Source organism: Rhizobium sp. TBD182 (assembly GCF_001950375.1).
Classification (GTDB): Bacteria; Pseudomonadota; Alphaproteobacteria; order Rhizobiales; family Rhizobiaceae; genus Agrobacterium; species Agrobacterium tumefaciens.
In genome coordinates this window covers 863,735-885,891 of record NZ_BDLN01000001.1, presented here as the reverse complement: position 1 = coordinate 885,891, position 22,157 = coordinate 863,735, and the positions used below count along the sequence as shown (strand labels likewise).

The following is a 22,157-nucleotide window of genomic DNA, read 5'->3' as shown; positions in this document are numbered from 1 at the left end:
GTATCAACTGAAGTCAATCCAGCGTTGCCAAAGTATATAAAAAATACAACCATTTCTTTGTATGGCAAGAAGCCAGGGCTAGCTGACCTTGCTTGGCTGAAGCGTGCCTTCGGGTCAGGTAAAAGACGTGATAGGTGGCAGCACGTAGAAGAACACGCCAATTGCAATCCGGTCTAGGACAAGACTAGCGACGCTTGCCGTATGCCAGCTATCAAGGATCGCCCTTGACGCCCACCCATGCAACTCCTATTCTTAATCTTACGTGCACGTAAAAGTAATAAAATACTCATCAGGTTGTCTGACAATTGAGTGGCGTGCGACATGTTTTGCCGCTATGGAAGCTCGACAAAGCCGTCGTGCTTTGCGAAGACAGGCTAGGGCGAATGTGTTGTCGCAGACGGGCTTTTCGGCCAGTGCAGGCAACACGGTGCGAATGCCGGAAGCGGATATAACAACAGCCGGATGGGACCGGCGAGGTGAGAGGACAAGATGACGGAAGCGATGGAACTGCCGGAACGCGAAGCGATGGAATTCGACGTTGTGATCGTCGGTGCGGGTCCTGCGGGCCTTGCCGCCGCGATCCGTCTGAAGCAGGTCGAGCCGGAGCTTTCGGTCGTCGTTCTTGAAAAGGGTGCTGAAGTCGGCGCGCATATTCTCTCAGGTGCCGTAGTTGATCCCATCGGCATCGACCGGCTTCTGCCCGGCTGGCGTGAGGAAGAGGGGCATCCCTTCAAGACCGAGGTCAAGGACGACCAGTTCATGTTCTTAGGCCCTGCGGGCTCCATCCGTCTGCCGAACTTCATGATGCCGCCGCTCATGAACAATCACGGCAATTACATCGTCTCGCTTGGGCTGGTCTGTCGCTGGCTGGCGGAAAAGGCGGAAGCGCTCGGCGTCGAGATCTATCCGGGCTTTGCCGCCACCGAAGTGCTTTATAATGAAGAAGGCGCAGTGATCGGTGTCGCTACCGGCGATATGGGCATCGAGAAGAACGGTGAACCCGGCCCCGCCTTCACGCGCGGCATGGAGCTGCATGGCAAATATGTGCTGATCGGCGAGGGCGTGCGCGGTTCGCTCGCCAAGCAGCTGATTTCCAGGTTTGAACTTTCGAAAGATCGCGAACCGCAGAAATTCGGCATCGGCATCAAGGAACTCTGGCAGGTCAAGCCGGAACACCACAAACAGGGCCTCGTGCAGCACTCCTTTGGCTGGCCGCTCGGTTTCAAGACCGGCGGCGGCTCGTTCCTCTATCATCTGGAGGACAATCTCGTCGCCGTCGGCTTCGTGGTGCATCTCAATTACAAGAACCCCTATCTTTATCCTTTCGAGGAATTTCAGCGCTTCAAGACGCATCCGGCCATCCGCGACACTTTCGAGGGCGGCAAGCGCATTTCCTATGGCGCGCGCGCGATTACCGAGGGCGGTTACCAGTCGGTGCCGAAGCTGACTTTCCCTGGTGGCGCGCTGATCGGCTGTTCGGCCGGTTTCGTCAATGTGCCGCGCATCAAGGGCAGCCACAATGCGGTGTTGTCGGGCATGCTGGCGGCGGAAAAGATCGCCGCGGCTATTTCCGCCGGTCGCGCCCATGATGAAGTGGCCGAGATCGAGGCGGAATGGCGTGACGGCGATATCGGCAAGGACCTGAAGCGTGTGCGCAACGTCAAGCCGCTGTGGTCGAAGTTCGGCACGCTTGTTGGCGTCGGCCTTGGCGGTCTCGACATGTGGACCAACCAGCTGTTCGGTTTCTCCGTTTTCGGCACGCTGAAACACGGCAAGACGGATGCGCAGAGCCTTGAGCCGGCCTCCAAACACAAGCCGATCGCCTATCCGAAACCGGACGGTGTTTTGACCTTCGACCGGCTGTCATCGGTGTTCCTGTCCTCCACCAACCATGAGGAAGACCAGCCGGTGCATCTTCAGGTGAAGGATATGGACTTGCAGAAGCGTTCCGAACACGACATTTATGCCGGTCCCTCGACACGTTATTGTCCTGCCGGCGTTTATGAGTGGGTGGAGAAGGACGGCGAGGAAGTCTATGTGATCAACGCGCAGAACTGCGTGCACTGCAAGACCTGCGATATCAAGGACCCCAACCAGAACATCAACTGGGTTCCGCCACAGGGTGGCGAAGGGCCGGTTTACGCCAATATGTGATGGTGATGCCGGTCTGCCGGTAACCTTCGTCTTGCCCGGGCTTGCCCCGGGCATCTGCAACCGATTGATTTCACGATACGTGGTTGGATCCTCGCGACAAGCGAAGGGATGACGTCTCGTGCGCGAGGCATCGAAAGTCTCGTCCCCCTAGTATTTGTGGATTGCCCTTCGATTTCTTACATATAGGATGTTGGGGTGTTGTAGCTTTGCATGGTCCATGGATTGTGGGCTAGGGATGCGGTAACGCCTTGAATGTGCATATGTTGCGTTTGGGCCGTCGCCCGGCGGCAGGAGTGATGGAATGTCCGGCTTTCAGAGGCTGAATATCGTGCGGAATACAAGGATCGTCGCCGGTCTGGCGGCAGGTATGGTAGTTGCCGTTTCGCTCAGTGGCAGCCCGCTGATGGCCGCCAGCTGCCGCGCCGACGCCATGGCCGGCATCGACTGGCGCGAATGCAACAAGCGGCTCCTGATGCTGGGCGGCAGCAACCTCGATTCGGCGATGCTTTACGGCACGGATTTCACCTATACGGATTTGCGCGGCTCCTCGCTGAAGGGCGCTAATCTTGAAAAGGCGAAACTCATCCGGACGGCTCTTGGAGAGGCGAACATGCAGGGCGCCAACCTGACGAAGGTGGAAGCCTACCGCAGCGACTTTTCCGCCGCCGACGCCACCAGCGCAAAATTCATCAATGCGGAAATGCAGCGGACCAATTTCAACAAGGCCAAACTGGACGGCGCGGATTTTACCAAGGCTGAACTCGGGCGTGCCGAGTTTCAAGATGCCAGCCTGTCCGGCTCGAAATTTTCGCTGACCAATCTGTCGCGTGCCAGCTTCCAGGGCGCAAAGCTCGGCGGCGCGGTGGATTTTGCCAACGCCTTCCTGCTGTTGACCCGCATAGAGGGGGTCGATCTTTCCGCCGCCACCGGCCTTGAGCAGAAACAGATCGACATCGCCTGCGGCGACGCCAAGACAAAACTGCCGAGCGGCCTGACGACGCCTGCCGCATGGCCATGCCCGGAAGATCCGGAAGACGATTGACCGGGAAGGGCGCGCTTTATCAGGCGCGCACCTCCCACTTCGTGTGACGCGTAGATCAAAAGCCCGAAAGCACGATCTTGCCCTTGGCCGTGTTGCTTTCAATCAAGGCGTGGGCCTTGATGAGGTTTGCGGCGTTGATGGTGCCGAAAACTTCGGTCAACGTCGTCTTGATCTTGCCGGCATCGACCAGTTCCGCAACGTGATTGAGCAGCTTGTGCTGTTCGATCATGTCAGGCGTCTGGAAAACCGCGCGGGCGAACATCATTTCCCAATGGATTGAAACGCATTTGCGCTTGAACGCCATGGCGTCGAAACCGCCGGCCGGATCGTCGATCAGCGCAAAACGGCCCTGCGGCGCAATGGTCGCCACGCTGTCTGCAGCGTGAATGTCGCTATGGGTGGTCGAGAATACGAAGCCCGGTGCACCAAGGCCAAGCGCTTCCACCTGCGGGGCAATCGGCTTGCTGTGATCGACGACATGATGCGCGCCGAGGTCTTTGGCCCATTGCATCGTTTCCGGCCGCGAAGCCGTGGCAATGACGGTAAGATCGGTCAGTGCGCGCAGAAGCTGAATGGCAATCGAGCCGACGCCGCCGGCGCCACCGATCACCAGAACGGCGTTTGCCGCACCCGGAACGGGCTCTGTCACCCGCAGCCGGTCGAACAGCGTCTCGTAGGCCGTGATCGCGGTCAGCGGCAGTGCCGCTGCTTCCTCGAAATTCAGCGACTTCGGTTTGGCGCCAACGATGCGCTCATCGACCAGATGGAATTCGCTGTTGGAGCCGGGGCGGTTGATGACACCAGCGTAAAACACCTCGTCGCCGGGCTTGAACAGCGATACCTTGTCGCCGACGGCTTTCACCACGCCCGCCGCATCGAAGCCCAGCACGCGGGCAGCACCGTTTTCCGGCGCCTGGTTGCGGCGAACCTTGGTGTCAACAGGATTGACCGAAACGGCCTTCACCTCCACCAGAATATCATGCCCCGTCGCCTCCGGCTGCGGCAGGTCGAGGTCGATAAGGGCATCCGTTGCGGTAATGGGCTGGCTCGTCTTGTAACCGATGGCGCGCATAAACAGTCTCCTTTGCTTGTTTGCGTGCCTCTTACTTGATACATATGAACATCGATCGCAAGAATGCACATTTTGTGATGATACATACAAAAAGGATACTGTGATGTCGCGACCGCGCGCCAAGCTTACCGGCAATTTTCCGGGCTGCCCGGTGGAGTCTGCCTTGAGTTTTCTCGACGGCAAATGGAAAGGCGTGATCCTCTATCACCTCATCAACGAGGGCACCCTGCGCTTCAACGAGTTGCGCCGCCACATCCCAAGCGTCACCCAGCGCATGCTCACCAAGCAGTTGCGGGAACTGGAAGAGGCGGGCCTGATTTCGCGCACCGTCTTCCCGGTGGTGCCGCCGCGCGTGGACTATGCGCTGACGCCACTTGGCGAAACCATGAAGCCTGTGATCTCGGCGCTGAAAAGCTGGGGCGACGCCCATGTTGTGTGCAAGAACGGCGCGAAATACACCCTCCATCCTGAGCCTGCGGAGAAAGCAGCCTGAAAAATAACGGGTAAAACCAAGCCCTCCCGCACTTCTTTTTCATGGTGCGATGCAACACGGATTTGCCCGGTTTGATGCATAATGCTGCGAATTCGATTCGCAGCAGGGACATCAAATCACATGAGCATCGGTTGGTTGGAGGCCGGATTTCTCGGCCTTTTGCAAGGACTTACGGAATTTCTTCCGGTTTCTTCAAGCGCGCATCTGAGGATAGCCGGGGAGTTTCTGCCCTCCGGTGCGGATCCGGGCGCCGCCTTCACGGCGATTACGCAGATCGGCACGGAAGCGGCGGTGCTGGTCTATTTCTGGTCCGATATCATGCGGATCGCCGCCGCCTGGCTCCGGCAGAACCTTCGCCTCGGACCCTATGACAAGTCCGATGCGCGGCTTGGCTGGCTGATCATCGTCGGCTCGGTGCCGATCGTGCTGCTCGGCCTGTTCTTTAAGGATGCCATCGAGCATTCGCTGCGCAATCTCTATATCACCGCCGTAATGCTGATTGTCTTCGGCATCATTCTCGGCGTCGCCGACAGGATCGGCAAGAAGCGCTACAAGCTGAACCAGCTGATCTGGCGTGATGGCATCCTGTTCGGTTTCGCGCAGGCCATGGCGCTCATCCCCGGCGTCTCGCGCTCGGGCGGCACCATCAGCGCCGGCCTGCTGTTAGGCTACACGCGCGAGGCGGCCGCACGATATTCCTTCCTGCTCGCCGTTCCCGCCGTCTTCGGTTCCGGTTTCTACCAGCTGTTCAAAAGCATCGGCGAGGAGAACCCTGTAGGCTGGGGCCAGACGGGGCTTGCAACCCTGATCGCCTTCGTCGTCGGTTACGCCGTGATCGTCGTCTTCCTCAAGCTGGTCTCCACCAAGAGCTACATGCCCTTCGTCTGGTACCGGGTGGTCATCGGGGTCATTCTTTTGGGACTTCTCGGAACGGGCGTTATCAGCGCCGGCGGTTGAGGGGGGCTTGCCCTGTCAAAAACGCTGCAAATGAAAAGGCCCGCTCTTTCGAGCGGGCCTTTTGTGTTTCAGAGCAGTGTGCCGCTGAGGATCACCAGCGCCACCGAGAAGTAGATGACGAGGCCGCTGACATCCACCAGCGTGGCGACGAACGGTGCAGATGCGCTGGCTGGATCCAGCCGCAGACGCTGCAGCAGGAATGGCAGCATGGAGCCGGCCAGCGAGCCGAAGGTGACGATGCCGACGAGTGCGGCAAAGACGGTAGCGCCTACCAGCAGCCAGTGGTCGCCATAATCATAAAAGCCTGCCTGCTGCCAGATGGTCAGACGCAGGAAGCCGATGGCGCCGAGAATGCAGCCGAGCGTCAGGCCCGTCGGGATTTCCCGCAGCAGCACCCGCCACCAGTCCGAAAGCTTCAGTTCGCCGAGCGCCAGCGCCCGGATGATGAGCGAGGTGGCCTGCGAACCGGAGTTGCCGCCTGATGACATGATGAGCGGAATGAACAGCGTCAGCACGACGGCTTTTTCCAGCTCGCCTTCAAAATGCTGCATGGCGCTTGCCGTCAGCATTTCACCCAGGAACAGGGCAGCCAGCCAGCCTGCGCGCTTGCGGATCATGTCCGGAAAACCCATTGCCATATAGGGCTTGCCGAGTGCTTCCATGCCACCGAACTTGTGGGCGTCTTCCGTGGTGTCGGCGATCATGGTGTCGATCACGTCGTCGACCGTGACGATGCCGAGGATATGCGAATGATCGTCAACGACGGGAAGCGCCAGAAGGTCGTGCTTGCGGATGAGCCGGGCAACATCCTCCTGCGACATCAAGGGGCTGGCACAGACGATGCCTTCCTTCGATGCGACGGAGAGAATGGAGGCGCCGGCCTCGCCGGTCAGCAGGCGACGCAGCGTCACGACGGTTGACAGCGTTCCGTCCTGCGCCAGAACATAGATGGCATAGACCGTTTCACGCGACCGCTCGACGACGCGGATGTGCGAAAGGGTCTGTTCCACCGTCCAGTTATCCGGCACGCTGACGAATTCCGTGGTCATGATCGAGCCGGCGGTGCGCGGCGGATAACCCATCAGATGTTTGATGGAGAGCGCGGTCGTGCGATCCAGCCGGGAAAACAGCTTTGCGCGCGGCTCTTCGTCCATTTCCGCCATGACGTCGGCAACGCGGTCGTCTGACATCAGGTTGACGAAGCGGGCGGCCTGGTCAAGCGGAATACCGGCAATGATGGCGGCTGCGTCATGCAGTTCCGGCCGGTCGAGAATGGCGACGGCCTTTGCCTGCGGCATGGCGAGCAGGGCGGCGACTGCCTCATGCGTATCGAGTGTGTTGAGGTGCTCGACGCGTTCTGCAATGGTGGTGGAACCGGCATTTCCGCTGCGGAGAAGACGTGCGGCCTTGCCGGCTCTCTGGGAGAGGGTGTGGAAGTTCATGATTGCTCACCTTTCCGTCGATTCGCCGATTACGACGAACGCGGTGGTGAGCCGACAGGTGCCGGATCAGTTCCCGTTCGCCGCTTTCGGCAAAGGCAATCGACTACTACTGTCGCTAGACATCAAATGATGCTCCGTTAAAATCCGCGCTGTGCCGGGTCACGGCCTGCGCGTAAAGCCGTGTTGCGCCCGAAACCAAAAAGAGTCAAGCGAGCCGATCGTGAAATTTCCGTAAGGTTTATTGCAGGTGCCGGAACGGGTGTTCCGGCCGCTGAAAAACCGGCTTTCAGCCGGCTTTTGCGCGCCGTTCGACGGTGACGGACACAAGGAAAACGCCAAGCCCGAGAAGCGAAAGAACAGCGCCCACATAACCGGTGGAGGCATATCCATAGCCCATGGCGATGACCATGCCGCCAAGCCATGCGCCGAGCGCGTTGGCGATGTTGAAGGCGGAGTGGTTGGAGGCAGCCGCAAGCGTCTGCGCATCCGCTGCCACATCCATCAGCCGCGTCTGCACGGCGGGGCAGGCGGCAAAACCGCAGCCGATCAGGAAGACGCAGAGACACATCATGAACGGGTCATGCGCCGTCATGCCGAACACGGCCATGACCACCACGTTAAAGGCGAGCATGCCGCCGATCGTGCCGTTGAGCGAGACATCGGCCAGCCGCGAGCCGACCACATTGCCGACATTCATGCCGATGCCGAAGAGGGCGAGGACCATGGAGACGGTGGAAACCGGCATCATCGCGACATCGGTGGTGGTCTTGGCGATATAGCTGAAAACCGAGAACATGCCGCCGAAACCGACCGACGCGATGGCGAGCGTCAGCCATACCTGCACGCGGCGGAAAGCCCCGAGTTCACGCCAAACGCTGGCACCTTCCTCTACCCTGTCGCGCGGCTGGAACAGCCACAGCAGGGCGACTGTCAACAGCCCGATGCCGCCGACCAGCATAAAGGCCGCGCGCCAGGAAAGCATCTGCCCGAAGAAAGTGGCAAGCGGCGTTCCAAGCAGCGTGGCGATGGTGAGGCCAAGCATGACGCGGCCAACGGCGCGGGCACGTTTGTGGATTGGCGCCATGGAGGCGGCCACCAGCGCTGCAACGCCGAAATAGGCGCCGTGCGGCAGGCCGGTGATGAAGCGCAGCACGGTGAAGCTCAGGAAATCAGGTGCGACGGCGCTCAAGATATTGCCGAGTGCGAAAAGTCCCATGAGGCCGAGAAGCAGAGTGCGCCGCGTCATGCGCGCAGCCAGCACCGCGATGATGGGCGCGCCGATGACGACACCCAGTGCATAAGCCGTGATGACGTAACCTGCCTGGGGCACTGTGACGCCATAGGTCGTTGCTACGTCAGGCAGCAGGCCCATGATGGCGAATTCGCCGGTGCCGATGCCGAAACCGCCGGCCGCAAGCGCCAGTTCGATGAGTGCGACGGCAAACGGCGTCAGTGCCACGGCAGGCCTTGCCGCAACAACGGTTTCACTCTCCGCCTCGAGGCGGGCTTCCGACAAATTCGAATGGCTCATTGCGACCTGAAAAGGGGGAGGACCCCACAGAAAAAAGGGCAAGACCGTATGGGAACGGCCTGCCCTGACTGGAGATGCGCGGTCATGAAAATGACCTTAAGTGATATCTAACATGAAATGATGCATTGCGGTAGAGCGATTCTCGGCAAAAGAGCATCTTCACGCGATGGTGTTTGGAACCCTATATAACCCCAAGCATTTACGCGCGGCTGCCTCACAGGATCAGGTTGGAAATATGAAGCTCATTGCAATTTTCAATCGTGACGGCGGCACCTTCCGCACCACGGATATGGATGCCTATTGCGACCACGCCCGCGAGGTCTTTTCCCGCGCCGGCCACACGATCGACTGCCGCGTGGTCTCCGGCAAGGAAGTTGTCGAGGAGATGGAACGCGCCGCCGATGAGCCTGATATCGAAGGCATCATTGCCGGCGGTGGTGATGGAACGATTTCGGCCGCTGCCGGTATCGCCTGGAAACACGGCATCGCGCTCGGTATCGTACCGGCCGGCACCATGAACCTGTTCGCCCGCTCGCTGAAGCTGCCGCTCGATATCCGCCAGGTCCTGGAGACACTGGCGAATGGCGAGATCGCCAATGTCGATATCGCCAGCGCCAACGGCCGTCTTTTCGTCCACCAGTTTTCCGCAGGCCTGCATTCGCGCATGGTGCGCTATCGCAACAACCTCGCCTTCGCCTCCCGCCTTGGCAAGATCAAGGCAAGCGTCCGCGCCGCCATCAGCGTCATTCTCAATCCGCCGGTCTTCGAGGTGGAATATACGGTCAACGGCAAGACGCAGCGCCGCAAGGTGTCAGCAATTTCCGTCTCCAACAATGAATTCGGGCAGAACTCGCTTCTGGTCGCGGATAATGTCTCGGGCGGCCATCTCGGCTTTTATCTCACCGATCCCCTGCGCCCCTCGGGCGTGGCAAGGCTCGCTTTCGACATCCTGCGCGGCAAGCTGAAGGAAAACGCTGCGGTAACGGCCACGACCGTCACGGGTGTGGAACTTCATTTCCCCAAGAAGCGCCATGACGTGCGCTGCGTCATCGATGGCGAATTGCTGCCGATGGAGCGCGACGTGGCACTTGAAGTCCATGCCGGCGAATTGAAGGTGCTGGTGGGGCGAGGGGTCTTGGCGTAGCGCACCACCTCCATAACGGTGCAATCGAACCTGCTTCAAGGCAGCGGCGCATTTCTTCTCCCCGGCGGGGGAGAAGAAACAAGCGGCAAGGCCGACTCATCGTCTCGATCCCCCAAAAAACGCCAGTCTTGCCAAATCGAAGCCGCCCGGCCATGTTCGGTTGGGTGCGGCTCCGGAAGGCGCCGTCGTCTTTGCGGGAGTGCGATCTGTCATGAATGAAGTCTCCAAGCCGGTGTCCAACCTTGCCGCTATCGATGCCGCCCATCACCTGCATCCCTTTTCCGATATGGGTAAGCTGAACGCGAGCGGCACCCGCATCATCGAGCGCGCAGAAGGCGTCTTCATCTATGACAGCACCGGCAAGAAGTATCTCGACGCCTTTGCCGGACTATGGTGCGTCAATATCGGTTACGGACGCCGCGAGATCGCCGATGTCGTGCAGCGCCAGATGAACGAACTGCCCTATTACAACGCCTTTTTCGGCACTACGACACCATCAGCCACACTTCTGGCTCAGAAGATCGCTTCCCGTGCCGGGCCGAAGATGAACCATGTGTTCTTCACCAATTCCGGTTCGGAAGCCACCGACACCTGGTTCCGCATGGCGCGGGTGTACTGGAAGGCGCTCGGCCATCCGACGAAGACCAAGGTGATCGCTCGCCGCAACGGCTATCACGGCTCTACGGTCGCCGGCGCTTCGCTCGGCGGCATGAAGTGGATGCACGAGCAGGGCAATCTGCCGATCGAGGGTATCGCCCATATCGGCCAACCCTATTGGTATGCGGAAGGCGGCGATCTCTCACCCGCAGAATTCGGCCTGAAGGTGGCCCGGGAACTGGAAGCGAAGATAGACGAGCTCGGTGAAGAGAATGTCGCGGCTTTCGTGGCTGAACCCATTCAGGGCGCCGGTGGGGTCATTGTGCCACCGGAAACCTACTGGCCGGAAATCGCCCGCATCTGCAAGGCGCGCAACATTCTGCTGGTGTCCGACGAGGTGATCTGCGGTTTCGGCCGCCTCGGTTCCTGGTTCGGCTACCAGCATTTCGGCGTGGAGCCGGACCTCGCGCCCGTCGCCAAGGGCCTGTCATCCGGTTATCTGCCGATTGGCGGCGTCCTCGTTTCCGACCGGGTGGCGGAGGTGATGTTGTCCGAGGTCGGTGATTTCAACCATGGCTTCACCTATTCCGGCCACCCCGTCTGCGCCGCCGCCGCTCTGGAAAATATTCGTATCATCGAGGATGAGGGGCTGGTGGAACGGGTGCGGGATGATATCGGCCCTTATTTTTCGCAAGGCTGGAAAAGCCTGACCGACCACGAGTTGGTGGGTGAGGCAGTGAATGTCGGCCTCATGGGTGGCCTGCAGCTTGCGGCCGACAAGGCGACCCGCAGGCGTTTTGCCAAGCCGGATGACATCGGCACCGCCGTGCGCAACCATTGCCTGGCAAACGGCCTCGTCATGCGTGCCACCGGCGACCGCATGCTGGCCTCACCGGCGCTGACGATCAGCCGCTCGGAGGTGGACCAGATCATCGAGACTCTGCGCAAGGGGCTCGATCACCTGCGCGATACACCAGAGCATTTCCAATAGAAGCGCGTAGTTGTTTTACGTCCGGGAAATGCGACAAAAACTCTAAGGGAGAAATGAAATGGCAGGACAGGAACATCACTATGCCGTTCAGGTGAAGTGGACCGGCAATCGCGGCAAGGGTACCTCGGGATACCGTGACTATGAACGCGACTACACGATTTCCACGTCCGGGAAAGCGGATATCGTCGGCTCTTCAGATCCCGCCTTTCGCGGCGATGCCTCCCGCTGGAACCCGGAAGACCTGCTGGTTGCCTCGCTCTCGGCGTGCCACAAACTATGGTACCTGCATTTCTGCTCCGTCAACGGCATCATCGTTGAAGACTATGTCGACAATGCCGAAGGCACGCTGGTTATGGAAAAGGACGGCGCCGGGCAATTCAGCGAGGTAGTGTTGAAACCGGTCATCACCATCTCGAAGGGTGATCTTGCGCGGGCTGATGAGCTGCACCACGATGCCCACGACAAATGCTTCATCGCCCGGTCGGTGAATTTTCCCGTGCGTGTGGAGGGGACGGTGAAGGTGGTTTGAGACGGATGTAGTTGCTTCCCCAGCGCGCGTAGCGGATTATTTTGCTCGGCCCAAATTCAACGTCACCCTCGGGCTTGACCCGAGGATCCATAGTCGACCGGTGGTGGATCCTCGGGTCAAGCCGGAGGATGACGACGGAGAGGTTTCCAGCCTTTGCAGCGCCTCAAGGTGTCTGAGCAACATCACCACCTTGAGGACATGGATGCGCAAATTTACTGGAATGCCGTCTCGTAGAAGCTTCTGAGCTTGCGCGAATGCAGCGTTTCCGTTGGCATGGCGGCGAGTTTCTGCACGGCGCGGATGCCGATCTGCAGATGCTGGGCAACCTGCGTGCGGTAGAACTCCGTCGCCATGCCCGGCAGCTTCAATTCGCCGTGCAGCGGCTTGTCGGAGACGCAGAGAAGGGTGCCGTAGGGCACGCGGAACCGGAAGCCGTTGGCCGCGATGGTGGCCGATTCCATGTCGAGTGCGATGGCGCGCGATTGCGACAGGCGCTTGACCGGGCCCGCCTGGTCGCGAAGCTCCCAGTTGCGGTTGTCGATCGTGGCGACGGTGCCGGTACGCATGATGCGCTTCAGCTCGAAGCCCTCGTAACCGGTGACTTCCGCAACCGCACCTTCCAGCGCCAGCTGCACTTCCGCCAGAGCCGGGATCGGCACCCAGACCGGCAGGTCGTCGTCCAGAACGTGGTCCTCACGCACATAGGCGTGTGCCAGCACATAATCGCCAAGGCGCTGGCTGTTGCGCAGGCCGGCGCAATGGCCAACCATCAGCCAGGCATGCGGGCGCAGCACGGCGATATGGTCGGTGATCGTCTTGGCGTTGGAAGGGCCGACGCCGATATTGACCAGCGTAATGCCGGCATGGCCCTTTTTCTTCAGGTGATAGGCTGGCATCTGCGGCAGGCGGCCAAGCACCGCATCCGTGTCCGGCCTGTCGGAACCGGCGGGGGTGATGATGTTGCCCGGCTCCACGAAGGCCGTGTAGCCTTCCCCACCATTCTTCATCAACTGCCGCGCCCATGCGGCGAATTCGTCGATATAGAACTGGTAGTTGGTGAACAGCACGAAGTTCTGGAAATGGCTGGCGCTCGTTGCCGTATAATGGCTGAGGCGGGCCAGCGAATAATCGATGCGCTGCGCGGTGAACGGCGCAAGCGGCGCGGGTTCGCCGGGCACCTGATCATATTCGCCATTGGCGATGAGATCGTCGGTGTTGTTGAGATCGGGCGTGTCGAAAAGATCGCGCAACGGCACGTCGGACAGCGAGGATGCCGCCGCCGCCTCGACATAAGCGCCTTCGCCAAAGGCGAAATGCAGCGGAATGGGCGTGGCCGATTCGGCAACCGTCACCGGAACGCCGTGGTTCTTGATCAGAAGCCCCAGCTGCTCTTTCAGGTAGTGGCGGAAAAGCTCCGGCCGGGTGATCGTCGTCGTATAGACGCCGGGGGAGGTGACATGGCCATAGGAAAGGCGCGAATCGACATGACCGAAAGTGGATGTCTCGAGGCTGACCTGCGGATAACAGGCGCGGTAGCGGCCGGTAATCGGCGCACCCTTGGCAAGTTCGGTGAAGGAGTTGATGAGGAACGCCGTATTGCGTTCGTAAAGCGCGGTCAAAGCCTCAACAGCTTCTTTCGGGTCCGTGAACGTCTGCGGCGCGAAAGGCTCGGGGCTGATGAAGGAGAAGGGCGGAATCGTTCGTTTTGCTATTGTCATGGCCCATTATAGGAGGCCTATTTCGACAGGCAAGCGACAGAAATACGAAGAAACTGAAAAGAAACGGAAAAATGGCTGCGGCAAAGGGCAGGCGGTGAAATCTCAGCCGAGCGCGCCGCGTTGCAGGCTCATCAGCAGCACGAAACCGGCGCCCTTTGATGCCGGGCGGGGATCTGCCTTGTAAACTGCAAGTCCCGCCACCGGGCCTAGAAAGATCGATGCCATCAGCACCAGTCTCAGTGCGGAAAACAGGCCGTTGGAAAAGCTCGTCGTCATCGGCTGGTCCTCACAGCACGACGGGGCAATTGGCGGCCGGTGCCGGGCTGTGCTGGCAGGCAAGCGCCGCACCCGCATTAACCCGCTGAAAGCTGCGGTTGGGATTAACGACGAGCGAGGCGAAGGACATGGCGAAGATCGCCATGAGAAACGCGAAGATTGCCAGCCGGCTGATCAACTTTGTCATGTCCATTCCCCTTTATTGGAGTTCATGGACAGAGTTTTGCCACACTCGGACTGAATGGACCCTGAGACCCCGGTTCATATGGTGTTCAGGGAGATTAACGGGATACTTCCAGTGTGAATTAGGGCGGTGGCTGGCTTCAGCGGCCTCAAATTGCCTGCTTTTGCATCACGCCGGAGAGGCAACCGCACGGGCTGTGAGTTCGTTGACGAGGCCATCGAATGCTTCGGGATTGGCGATGTCGACGATCGGGACGTGATGGTGTCGCGCGGATGCCAGCATTTCGGTATTTTCGCGCAGGGACCGCTCAATGAAGGCGTCCATGATCCGGCGCTGGCCCGCCGTCGCATCTTTATATCCTGCATGCGCGCGCATTCTGTCGGAGAGAAAGTCATTCTGTGCGTGAAGAAAGACCCCGGCAACCGTTCTGCCCAGCAGGGGCGCTATAAATTCCGGCCGCAATGCCGCGCCCTCGAAGATGACGATATTGCCGGTGCCTGTCTTGCTGTCGATCAGCCCGCGCACAAGCGGCCAGATATTCTGGTGATGCACCTTCAGAAACCAATGGATCGTTTCTGCCGACAGCTGCCTGTAATATTCCTCCACAGGCGCGGGTACGCCCGGCCATGGCCTCCCGGGGTGGCGTGCCAGGCTGTCGGTTGAAATTGCCTCGCAGTGGAGTTTTTCGCTTAACAGGCCGGCTAGGGTGCTTTTGCCGACATGGGACGTACCCGAAATCAGGATTATGGAAAGGGTGGCAGGCATGCGTCGCTCTTAAGAGTGTCCGTTCGGGCCGCGACGATACATCAACGGATATATGCGTTACACACGACGTCCGTCGGCGACGACGGACAGGCTGTTACAAGCCTGTCCGTCGCATCTTATCTCACAAACGGGTCCAGGTCTGGGATTTGCACAGGATTTTCAGCACGCAGCCCTTCATGCTCAGCGAATTGCCGGAAACGGTGCCGGAGCCGCTATAGGTCTTGTCATTAGCGGGATCGGTAATATCGCCCGAATAGCTGTTTCCCTTGCCGGAAAGCTTGCCGATCTGTTTTCCCGCATGTTTGCCTGTCTTCAGCGTCACGCAGAAAGCTGCGCCGCAGGGGCCGATTACGGCTGTCTCGCCGCTCGCCGTCTTCCAGTTGCCTTCAATGGGCTCAGCAGCAAGAGCAAGGTTGCTGCCGATCAGCAGGCCTGCGGCAATCATCATTACACGCTTCATAAAAACTCCTCCGTCCATGTCGCGCTTTCTTTGCCCGTTTCGTCCTCCGCACGGGCATGCGGATAGTATTTGACGTTCACGTAAAAGGAAACAGAAAATTCCAGCTGCGAGACGGCATTTGCGTCGGTCAGGAGAGTGGGAGAGGGGCAATTCGAAAAACCGTTGTTTGGATCGTGGTGAATGAAGGGTTGAAATCCAATTCTAAAGTTTTCGTAAAATTCGCTCGAAAGTCCTTAATTTCCGCACCTCGTGATATTTAACAAAAACCCAATTTTACCAATCGTTTGCAGTTTGTTTGCGGCCCATTAATCATGCCTTTTAAGCGCCCGTTGAAAGCCTCATGACATATTGGGGTCATCAAAAGCGCAGGGAAAACCTGCCGGCCGGAAGAACAAAAAAGCCGCAAAAGACGGCAGTTCCAAAGGTTAGCCTCGACAAGAAGGCACTTGATGAAACAGGCGAGAAGACAGGGATTAAAACGATGGCACGCTTTGAAATTCGCGATATCGAAATGGCAGTTGCCGGTGGCGAAACCCGCGCCGACACCCTTTGCAATCTCGGCCTGGTCTATGCGACCGGCCGGGGATGCAAGGTGGATCTGGTCGCCGCCCACAAATGGCTCAACATCGCCGCGATCCGCGGATCGGAAAGAGCCGCTTCGCTGCGAGCAGATCTTGCCCGCAACATGACCAAGGCGGAACTGGCCGAAGCGCTGCGTGCCGCACGCGACTGGATGACGATGCACTGACGCACCTTATCCGCGACAGAATTTCCGGTCCGGTTCCCTCCAGTCCCGATGACCGGTACAAACGAAAGTAAACCCGAAGGGGAATGCGGCGAGGGCTTTGAAACGAGCTTTTGCGCTGACACATCAAACCGCGACCGGCAGGAACAAGGCCGGCGCGGTTTTCTTATGTCTGGCGATGTCGGTTGATGGAAAACGATTCGCGAACAGGGGTTTGTCAGAGGATGTTGAATCGATGCACGCAATGGTCGATCGCACCATATGCCGCCTGGCTCGCCATCCTCATCCCTTTGCCTGCCACGGGGATCCAGCCGGCACACGTCTGTGTGGCGAAAGACTCCTTTCAGCCCAAGGACTTGGGCTGGCTCGATTCCTCGTGACAAGAACAGGAATGATGAGAAGGCAAGCGAAACCTCAACCCAGCGCCTTGATGACCTTCGGCAATGCCTGTTCAAAAAGATCAAGCTTGTCATCAGGTCCCACACTCACACGAATGCAGCGGTTGAGCGGCGCCACGCCCGGCATGCGGATGAACACGCCATGTTCCATCAAGCCGTCGACGATGGCGCGGGCGTAAGTGCCGTCGCGCTGGCAATCGATGGTGACGAAATTGGTTGCCGACGGCAGGGGTGAGAGGCCGTTATTGCGGGCAATCGCGGAAATGCGATATCGAGCCACCGCAATTTTTCCAACGACGTCATGCAGATAGGCCTGATCCTTCAGTGCCGCCAATGCGCCGGCGACCGAAACGCGTGCCATGCCGAAATGATTGCGGATCTTGTCGAAGGCTTCGACATTGCCGAGCGTGCCGATGGCATACCCCACGCGGGCGCCGGCAAGTCCGTAGGCTTTCGAGAAAGTCCGCATGCGCAGGATGTTCGGCTGGCCGACAAGGGCGTCGATGCTTGGCACGGCGCTGGCAGGTGCGGTCTCGCAATAGGCCTCGTCCAGAATGAGCAGGCAGGTTTCCGGCAGCGCACGGGCAAAGGCCACGACCTCGCTTGCCTCCCACCAGCTTCCCATCGGATTGTCGGGATTGGCGAAATAGACCAGCGGTGCATTTTCCCGGATGACGAGATCGAGAAGCCCGTCGAGGTTCTCGTGATCGTCGACATATGGCGTGGTCACGAGTTTTCCGCCAAAGCCGTTCACATGGTAATTGAAGGTAGGATAACCGCCGAGCGAGGTGACCACCGGCGTTCCCGGCTCAACGATCAGCCTGGCGATCTCACCCAGCAAACCATCGACACCGCCGCCAATGGCGATATTGCCACGCGAAACGCCGTGGTGGATGGCGAGCGCTTCCTTCAGTTCGAAATTTTCCGGATCGCTATACATCCAGGTCTCCGCCGCAGCATCCCGCATGGCCATAAGCACGGATGGGGCAGGGCCGAACCCGCTTTCATTGGCGCCTATCCGCGCTTCCACCTTCAGGCCGCGGCCCCGCTCGATGGCTTCCGGGCCGACGAAGGGAACGGTTGAAGGAAGAGAGACGGCTAGCGGCGTAAGACGTGAGAAAGCGGACATTGGCTGAGATTTCCAGTACCTGTTTGAAAACCCGGCACACAATAGGTGCAAAAAAACCGGACGCAAGTCGCGCCCGGTTACCGGATGCCTGTTTTGGAACAGTTTTTTCCACCGTCGCGCCGTGAGAGAAAAACTCGGCCGCTAATCGGTCGATGCGGCTCAGACGCTGGTCTCGAAACTCAGCCTGCGCACATGGTGCAGGAATTCCGCGTCGATCAACATGTTGAATCCGATGGTGACCTTTTCCTCTTCCCTGCGGATCAGGTTGCAGCCGATCTCATCGCGAATGCCGAGAATTTCCAGATAGAAATTAGTGGGCATCTCCAGATGCGGGCTGACCTCGATCTCTGCGCCATAAAGCGAGATGCTGCGCACCAGGCAGCGCATGGTATCCTTGGCGCTGAGGTGATGCCCGATGAAGGTGATCTTTCCGGGCCGGTCGATCTGAAACTTCTCGTATTGCTCGTCCTGCGGGACGCTTTGACGGTGATCAATATGTAGAGCCATGACAACCTCCCGGATTGCCTTTTCCTGATGCCGATTTTAACGCGTCTTCCTTGCCAGTGCGTGAAGGAAATCCGCGCAATTGTCTGTTGTGCGTCTCGACATGGGCCAGACCGCCTGTCGGAAGCCGATGTTTCCCTTGAGGAAATGCACCCGGCTCCTTCCGGTTGCAAGGGTGTCGCAGTCTGGGGTGATAATGTGTCATGCTTGCACCGGGCTGGTGGCGCTGTACGGTTGACGCGGGCCGTACTTGGCGTTACGCCTGATCCCGCAATATGGCTTCGCAGGGTGCGGCAAATCTGCCCATTGGCGATTGTTCTGGGAGTGAAATGTGGCGGGAAGGCTGGTAATCGTCGGGGCGGGGCAGGCCGCTTTCGCGCTGGCGGCAAAGCTCAGGGCGCTGAAGGATGAGCGCCCCATCACCATCATCGGCTCGGAGGATGCCTATCCTTATCAACGGCCGCCACTGTCGAAAAAATACCTTTTAGGCGAGATGAGCTTCGACCGGCTGATGTTTCGGCCTGAGGAGTGGTACGCGGAAAACAATGTCGATATCCGGCTCTCCACCTTCGTGGAGGAGGTAGACCGCGCTGCCAAATCCGTTCGCATGCAGGATGGCAGCACGCTTTCCTACGACAAGCTGGTACTGGCGACCGGTGCTGCACCCCGCGAGCTGCCCGCCAGCATCGGTGGCGATCTTGAAGGTGTTCTGACCGTTCGCGACAAGCGCGATGCTGACCGGCTGTTTGAGGAAATGAAACCCGGCCGCAGGCTGCTGGTTATCGGCGGTGGTTATATCGGTCTGGAAGCGGCAGCCGTCGCCCGCAAGCTCGGTCTCGAGGTCACGCTGATCGAAATGGCCGACCGCATTCTCCAGCGCGTGGCGGCAAAGGAAACCGCCGATATCATGCGCGGCATCCATCAGGAGCACGGCGTCTCCATCCGCGAAAAGACCGGCCTCGTGCGGCTCGTCGGCATGGATGGCCGGGTGGCCGCTGCCGAGCTTTCCGATGGTTCGGTGCTTGACGTGGATTTCGTCATCGTCGGCATTGGCGTAACCCCGAACGATCGCCTTGCCCGCGAATCGGGCCTCGATGTCGGCAATGGCATCGTGGTGGATGAACACACCCGCAGCTCGGACAAGGATATCCACGCGGTGGGGGATTGCGCGTTGCTGCCGTGGCGGAGCCAGCTTGTGCGTCTCGAATCAGTCCAGAACGCGGTTGATCAGGCCGAGGCCGCCGCTCACGTACTGGCAGGCGCTGAAGTCGCCTATGATGCCAAACCCTGGTTCTGGTCGGATCAATACGAGGTAAAGCTGCAGATCGCCGGCTTCAACCTCGGTTATGACGAGACGGTGCTGCGGCCCGGCGCGCGCGAAGGCAGCTGGTCGGTCTGGTATTTCCGCGACGGGCGATTCGTGGCGGTCGATGCCGTCAACGATGCCAAGGCCTATGTTTCCGGCAAAAAACTGCTCGATACCGGCGCTGAGCCGGATCGCGCCATCCTGGCGGACCCGTCCGCCGATCTGAAATTACTGCTTTCCTGAGGACATCATGCCCGCTCCCGAAAATCGTTTCAAAACAGCCATCCACGCCGGCAGGCCGCAAATCGGCCTCTGGCTCGATATGGGTGAGGCCATCACGGCGGAAATTGCCGGAACAGCGGGTTTCGACTGGCTGGTCATCGATGGTGAGCACGGCCCAAACGATCTTCGCAGCATCATCGACCAATTGCGCGCTCTCGCCACATCGCCCGCCGAACCGGTGGTGCGTGTGCCCGTTGGCGAAAGCTGGATGATCAAGCAGCTGCTGGACGCAGGCGCCCGCACGCTTCTGGTGCCCATGGTCGATTCGGCGGCGCAGGCTGAAGATTTGGTCAGTGCGATGCACTATCCGCCGCGCGGCATTCGCGGCATGGGGGCGGCGGTTGCCCGCGCCTCAGCCTTCAACACCATAACCGATTATGCCGACAGTGCGTCCGACAGCGTGTGCCTGCTGGTGCAGGCGGAAACGCGCGCCGCGATCAATGATCTCGACAATATTCTTGCGGTGGAAGGTGTGGACGGCATCTTCATCGGCCCGGCCGATCTTGCTGCGGATATGGGCTATCTCGGCAGGCTGGACGAGCCGGAAGTGCAGGCCGTAATCGAGGCAGCGATCGTCAAGATCGTCGCGGCCGGCAAAGCTGCCGGCATTCTCACCTTCAACGAGACATTCAATCGCCGTTATCTGGAACTCGGCGCATCCTTCGTGGCTGTTGGCGCCGATGTTACGGAGTTTTCCAATACACTGCGTGCGCTTTCCAGCCGCTACAAGGGCGGGGCAGCGCCTGCGCCATCCAAATCCGGATATTGAGTCTTAGTCATCGTTGCTGGCGTTCAGCTTTTCCGGCGGAATGCCTTCTTCGCCGGAAGCGAGATAACCGTTATTGATGAGTGCCGCGCGGACAATGCGCTGGATAGCCTCATCCCTGTCAATGCCGTGATCTCTCGCGAAATCCGACAATGCTTCTTCAAGATCGCTGCTGAACACCATTTCCGCCCCCTGTTCGTCAATTCTCTGAAATAAATGCAAACAGGCAAGGCGGAACGTATCCCGCCTTGCCTGAATTCTAGCCTCTAGTGCGGCAATCAGCGCCAGCGATAAAGGCTGCTGTTCGAAGAACTCTGCTGAGTACCAGCGCCGACCGCATAACCGATCGCAAAGCCGAGTGCGCCGACGATCGTCAGCAGCGAGGTTGCAGTGCCGGGGTTTTCCTTGACTGCTTCCACAACGTTCTGGCCCTGGGCGCGCACATTGCTTGCCGCCTTGCGGACGCGGCCACGAGCCTCATCCAGAAATTCGGATGCATCTTCACCAACGCCTTCAGCACGAGCGGAAACGGACTTGGAGAGAGACGAAATCTGCGAACGCAACTCCGCAATCTGGTTTTCGATCGTATCTTCGACAACATTCAGTTTGGTCTGAGCCATTAGAACACCTCTTTTTGTTACCGAAGCCAGAACGTGCCGGAAGAGAAGAAGTTCCCCAATGGCCCGCAAAGTTTCGCTGGCGGGCGTTCGGCCAACAGGTTTTTCGGCTTCTTGGCGAAAAACCCTTGCATTCATTTTTTTAAAGCAATAATCAGGCCGCACCGGAGAGGTGGCCGAGTGGTCGAAGGCGCTCCCCTGCTAAGGGAGTATACGTCAAAAGCGTATCGTGGGTTCGAATCCCATCCTCTCCGCCATTTCGGCACGAAGCCTGAAATTATAAATCTCCCTAAACAGCTACTTCTTTCCACCAGACACCTAACGTATGCGTTTCCGCATGCCAGTTCGTTCTTCAGCGCGTTTCGCGAAACGCCGGACCCCTGCGATAAACCGCAGGATAGTGGAGAGAGCTAATGCGCGAAGCGATTCTGCCCCTCGTTTCTTGCAGGCAGTTATAAAGCACTCTGTACCTAAGTGACACACACTCGTATTCCGCGCCGTTTTCGCGACTCGTCCCGTAACGCTTGCGGACGCAATCGTCGAAACAATTGAGGTGCCGGAGCCTGCGAGCCGAATCGTTGATCGGGGAATCGGTGGCGAACCGCTCGGGTTTCACTGTTGTTTCTATGTGCGCACCGGGGAGCCATACTAAGTGTGGGGCCGGAACGGGGCAAAAGTTTCCGTCGCCCTTCCCCTGCGGGGCAAGGGATCTCCGAAAAGGCCTATAGTTTAGAAAGACCTTGTTAACCGCGCTAACTAACGGATTTTCAAGTCATTTCTTAACGCATGGTAAAGCCACCTATGGGCCGTGTGCCCACTGTGTGCTGTTTCCGCAACAAACCGAAATGAAGCATGTACGTAAATGCGCTTTATCGGATGTTGGCGATTGCAAGCGGCGAAACCTTTTGTATTTTCACGACCAGAAGCGAGGCGGTGGATCGTTTGGCTTCTAAGAACACGGGAATGGGGCAGGGAATGCTGTCCTTCGGCAAAAGTACCCAGACCCACTTAAAAACTTTGACTGGAGGTCAATCATGAACATCAAGAGCCTTCTC

At 59.0% G+C, this 22,157-nt stretch carries 22 protein-coding genes and 1 tRNA gene; 11 read left to right on the top strand and 12 right to left on the bottom strand.

Features of this window, described 5'->3' with window-relative positions; genetic code table 11:
* The first annotated feature begins 489 nt into the window (after nt 1-489).
* Together T18_RS04445 and T18_RS04440 are read left to right on the top strand one after the other, a co-directional pair.
* Nucleotides 490-2,154 carry an electron transfer flavoprotein-ubiquinone oxidoreductase gene (locus T18_RS04445; RefSeq protein WP_038490408.1) on the top strand — a complete coding sequence of 555 codons (1,665 nt, stop codon included), beginning with the start codon at nt 490-492 and terminating at the stop codon, nt 2,152-2,154.
* A 301-nt stretch (nt 2,155-2,455) separates the two neighbouring features.
* Nucleotides 2,456-3,196, top strand: coding sequence for a pentapeptide repeat-containing protein (locus T18_RS04440; RefSeq protein ID WP_038490411.1), 741 nt, complete (start codon nt 2,456-2,458; stop codon nt 3,194-3,196).
* Between the two features lie 55 nt (nt 3,197-3,251).
* Here the strand turns inward: T18_RS04440 and T18_RS04435 are convergent, their stop codons facing one another.
* Nucleotides 3,252-4,268, bottom strand: coding sequence for a zinc-binding alcohol dehydrogenase family protein (locus tag T18_RS04435; protein WP_013635768.1), 1,017 nt, complete (start codon nt 4,266-4,268; stop codon nt 3,252-3,254).
* A 103-nt stretch (nt 4,269-4,371) separates the two neighbouring features.
* Between T18_RS04435 and T18_RS04430 the strand changes: the two genes are divergently transcribed.
* Together T18_RS04430 and T18_RS04425 are read left to right on the top strand one after the other, a co-directional pair.
* Nucleotides 4,372-4,761 (top strand): winged helix-turn-helix transcriptional regulator, encoded by a 390-nt coding sequence (locus tag T18_RS04430; protein ID WP_013635769.1) that lies wholly within the window; start codon nt 4,372-4,374, stop codon nt 4,759-4,761.
* A 120-nt stretch (nt 4,762-4,881) separates the two neighbouring features.
* Complete coding sequence (locus tag T18_RS04425) at nt 4,882-5,718, top strand: undecaprenyl-diphosphate phosphatase (RefSeq protein ID WP_003512187.1); 837 nt, start codon at nt 4,882-4,884, stop codon at nt 5,716-5,718.
* 68 nt (nt 5,719-5,786) lie between these two features.
* Here T18_RS04425 and mgtE read toward each other — a convergent pair whose 3' ends face one another.
* Complete coding sequence (gene mgtE, locus T18_RS04420; protein ID WP_038490413.1) at nt 5,787-7,160, bottom strand: magnesium transporter; 1,374 nt, start codon at nt 7,158-7,160, stop codon at nt 5,787-5,789.
* Between the two features lie 286 nt (nt 7,161-7,446).
* Nucleotides 7,447-8,691 carry an MFS transporter gene (locus T18_RS04415; RefSeq protein ID WP_038490416.1) on the bottom strand — a complete coding sequence of 415 codons (1,245 nt, stop codon included), beginning with the start codon at nt 8,689-8,691 and terminating at the stop codon, nt 7,447-7,449.
* A gap of 235 nt (nt 8,692-8,926) precedes the next feature.
* Here T18_RS04415 and T18_RS04410 point away from each other — a divergent pair, with 235 nt between their 5' ends.
* The 3 genes from T18_RS04410 (at nt 8,927) to T18_RS04400 (ending at nt 11,952) form a co-directional block, all read left to right on the top strand.
* The gene (locus tag T18_RS04410) at nt 8,927-9,835 is read left to right on the top strand and encodes a diacylglycerol/lipid kinase family protein (RefSeq protein WP_003512196.1); all 909 of its coding nucleotides are present in this window, start codon (nt 8,927-8,929) and stop codon (nt 9,833-9,835) included.
* A gap of 211 nt (nt 9,836-10,046) precedes the next feature.
* Nucleotides 10,047-11,423 carry an aspartate aminotransferase family protein gene (locus tag T18_RS04405; protein WP_038490419.1) on the top strand — a complete coding sequence of 459 codons (1,377 nt, stop codon included), beginning with the start codon at nt 10,047-10,049 and terminating at the stop codon, nt 11,421-11,423.
* 58 nt (nt 11,424-11,481) lie between these two features.
* Nucleotides 11,482-11,952 carry an OsmC family protein gene (locus T18_RS04400; RefSeq protein WP_038490422.1) on the top strand — a complete coding sequence of 157 codons (471 nt, stop codon included), beginning with the start codon at nt 11,482-11,484 and terminating at the stop codon, nt 11,950-11,952.
* Nucleotides 11,953-12,164: 212 nt separating this feature from the next.
* Here T18_RS04400 and amn read toward each other — a convergent pair whose 3' ends face one another.
* The 5 genes from amn to T18_RS04380 all read right to left on the bottom strand — a co-directional run bounded on the left by amn (nt 12,165) and on the right by T18_RS04380 (nt 15,355).
* Nucleotides 12,165-13,670, bottom strand: coding sequence for an AMP nucleosidase (gene amn / locus T18_RS04395; protein ID WP_003512205.1), 1,506 nt, complete (start codon nt 13,668-13,670; stop codon nt 12,165-12,167).
* 102 nt (nt 13,671-13,772) lie between these two features.
* Nucleotides 13,773-13,946: a hypothetical protein gene (locus T18_RS27120; protein ID WP_003509979.1), complete on the bottom strand. Its 174-nt coding sequence runs from the start codon at nt 13,944-13,946 to the stop codon at nt 13,773-13,775.
* 10 nt (nt 13,947-13,956) lie between these two features.
* Nucleotides 13,957-14,139: a hypothetical protein gene (locus T18_RS27115; RefSeq protein WP_013635780.1), complete on the bottom strand. Its 183-nt coding sequence runs from the start codon at nt 14,137-14,139 to the stop codon at nt 13,957-13,959.
* A 159-nt stretch (nt 14,140-14,298) separates the two neighbouring features.
* Entirely contained in the window at nt 14,299-14,895 is a 597-nt protein-coding gene (locus T18_RS04385) for a hypothetical protein (RefSeq protein ID WP_038490425.1), read from the bottom strand.
* Between the two features lie 121 nt (nt 14,896-15,016).
* Nucleotides 15,017-15,355 carry a DUF2147 domain-containing protein gene (locus tag T18_RS04380; protein ID WP_038490428.1) on the bottom strand — a complete coding sequence of 113 codons (339 nt, stop codon included), beginning with the start codon at nt 15,353-15,355 and terminating at the stop codon, nt 15,017-15,019.
* A gap of 481 nt (nt 15,356-15,836) precedes the next feature.
* Here T18_RS04380 and T18_RS04375 point away from each other — a divergent pair, with 481 nt between their 5' ends.
* Nucleotides 15,837-16,103, top strand: a complete 267-nt coding sequence (locus T18_RS04375; RefSeq protein WP_003496982.1) for a sel1 repeat family protein — start codon at nt 15,837-15,839, stop codon at nt 16,101-16,103.
* Nucleotides 16,104-16,514: 411 nt separating this feature from the next.
* Here T18_RS04375 and T18_RS04370 read toward each other — a convergent pair whose 3' ends face one another.
* A complete protein-coding gene (locus T18_RS04370) occupies nt 16,515-17,627 on the bottom strand; it encodes a pyridoxal phosphate-dependent aminotransferase (RefSeq protein ID WP_038490431.1) in 1,113 nt (370 codons plus the stop codon).
* A 159-nt stretch (nt 17,628-17,786) separates the two neighbouring features.
* Nucleotides 17,787-18,134: a hypothetical protein gene (locus tag T18_RS04365; RefSeq protein WP_013635784.1), complete on the bottom strand. Its 348-nt coding sequence runs from the start codon at nt 18,132-18,134 to the stop codon at nt 17,787-17,789.
* A 328-nt stretch (nt 18,135-18,462) separates the two neighbouring features.
* On the opposite strand from T18_RS04365, the gene T18_RS04360 reads away from it, so the two are divergent.
* Nucleotides 18,463-19,680 (top strand): NAD(P)/FAD-dependent oxidoreductase, encoded by a 1,218-nt coding sequence (locus T18_RS04360; RefSeq protein ID WP_038490434.1) that lies wholly within the window; start codon nt 18,463-18,465, stop codon nt 19,678-19,680.
* Between the two features lie 7 nt (nt 19,681-19,687).
* Nucleotides 19,688-20,488 (top strand): aldolase/citrate lyase family protein, encoded by an 801-nt coding sequence (locus tag T18_RS04355; RefSeq protein WP_038490437.1) that lies wholly within the window; start codon nt 19,688-19,690, stop codon nt 20,486-20,488.
* Between the two features lie 3 nt (nt 20,489-20,491).
* Here T18_RS04355 and T18_RS27110 read toward each other — a convergent pair whose 3' ends face one another.
* Nucleotides 20,492-20,668 (bottom strand): hypothetical protein, encoded by a 177-nt coding sequence (locus T18_RS27110; protein WP_013635788.1) that lies wholly within the window; start codon nt 20,666-20,668, stop codon nt 20,492-20,494.
* Between the two features lie 95 nt (nt 20,669-20,763).
* Entirely contained in the window at nt 20,764-21,105 is a 342-nt protein-coding gene (locus T18_RS04350; protein WP_003512218.1) for a hypothetical protein, read from the bottom strand.
* Between the two features lie 163 nt (nt 21,106-21,268).
* Between T18_RS04350 and T18_RS04345 the strand changes: the two genes are divergently transcribed.
* Nucleotides 21,269-21,359 (top strand) — tRNA-Ser (locus T18_RS04345).
* Nucleotides 21,360-22,157 lie beyond the last annotated feature (798 nt).

Excerpts from the sequence above, each read along its gene's own strand:
- T18_RS27110 (WP_013635788.1), bottom strand. The coding sequence starts at position 20,668 with ATGGTGTTCAGCAGCGATCTTGAAGAAGCATTGTCGGATTTCGCGAGA.
- T18_RS04425 (WP_003512187.1), top strand. The coding sequence starts at position 4,882 with ATGAGCATCGGTTGGTTGGAGGCCGGATTTCTCGGCCTTTTGCAAGGA.
- T18_RS04415 (WP_038490416.1), bottom strand. The coding sequence starts at position 8,691 with ATGAGCCATTCGAATTTGTCGGAAGCCCGCCTCGAGGCGGAGAGTGAA.
- T18_RS04370 (WP_038490431.1), bottom strand. The coding sequence starts at position 17,627 with ATGTCCGCTTTCTCACGTCTTACGCCGCTAGCCGTCTCTCTTCCTTCA.
- T18_RS04435 (WP_013635768.1), bottom strand. The coding sequence starts at position 4,268 with ATGCGCGCCATCGGTTACAAGACGAGCCAGCCCATTACCGCAACGGAT.
- T18_RS04380 (WP_038490428.1), bottom strand. The coding sequence starts at position 15,355 with ATGAAGCGTGTAATGATGATTGCCGCAGGCCTGCTGATCGGCAGCAAC.
- T18_RS04385 (WP_038490425.1), bottom strand. The coding sequence starts at position 14,895 with ATGCCTGCCACCCTTTCCATAATCCTGATTTCGGGTACGTCCCATGTC.
- mgtE (WP_038490413.1), bottom strand. The coding sequence starts at position 7,160 with ATGAACTTCCACACCCTCTCCCAGAGAGCCGGCAAGGCCGCACGTCTT.
- T18_RS04375 (WP_003496982.1), top strand. The coding sequence starts at position 15,837 with ATGGCACGCTTTGAAATTCGCGATATCGAAATGGCAGTTGCCGGTGGC.
- T18_RS04440 (WP_038490411.1), top strand. The coding sequence starts at position 2,456 with ATGTCCGGCTTTCAGAGGCTGAATATCGTGCGGAATACAAGGATCGTC.
- T18_RS04365 (WP_013635784.1), bottom strand. The coding sequence starts at position 18,134 with ATGGCTCTACATATTGATCACCGTCAAAGCGTCCCGCAGGACGAGCAA.
- T18_RS27120 (WP_003509979.1), bottom strand. The coding sequence starts at position 13,946 with ATGACGACGAGCTTTTCCAACGGCCTGTTTTCCGCACTGAGACTGGTG.
- T18_RS27115 (WP_013635780.1), bottom strand. The coding sequence starts at position 14,139 with ATGGACATGACAAAGTTGATCAGCCGGCTGGCAATCTTCGCGTTTCTC.
- amn (WP_003512205.1), bottom strand. The coding sequence starts at position 13,670 with ATGACAATAGCAAAACGAACGATTCCGCCCTTCTCCTTCATCAGCCCC.
- T18_RS04410 (WP_003512196.1), top strand. The coding sequence starts at position 8,927 with ATGAAGCTCATTGCAATTTTCAATCGTGACGGCGGCACCTTCCGCACC.
- T18_RS04350 (WP_003512218.1), bottom strand. The coding sequence starts at position 21,105 with ATGGCTCAGACCAAACTGAATGTTGTCGAAGATACGATCGAAAACCAG.
- T18_RS04400 (WP_038490422.1), top strand. The coding sequence starts at position 11,482 with ATGGCAGGACAGGAACATCACTATGCCGTTCAGGTGAAGTGGACCGGC.
- T18_RS04430 (WP_013635769.1), top strand. The coding sequence starts at position 4,372 with ATGTCGCGACCGCGCGCCAAGCTTACCGGCAATTTTCCGGGCTGCCCG.
- T18_RS04355 (WP_038490437.1), top strand. The coding sequence starts at position 19,688 with ATGCCCGCTCCCGAAAATCGTTTCAAAACAGCCATCCACGCCGGCAGG.
- T18_RS04445 (WP_038490408.1), top strand. The coding sequence starts at position 490 with ATGACGGAAGCGATGGAACTGCCGGAACGCGAAGCGATGGAATTCGAC.
- T18_RS04405 (WP_038490419.1), top strand. The coding sequence starts at position 10,047 with ATGAATGAAGTCTCCAAGCCGGTGTCCAACCTTGCCGCTATCGATGCC.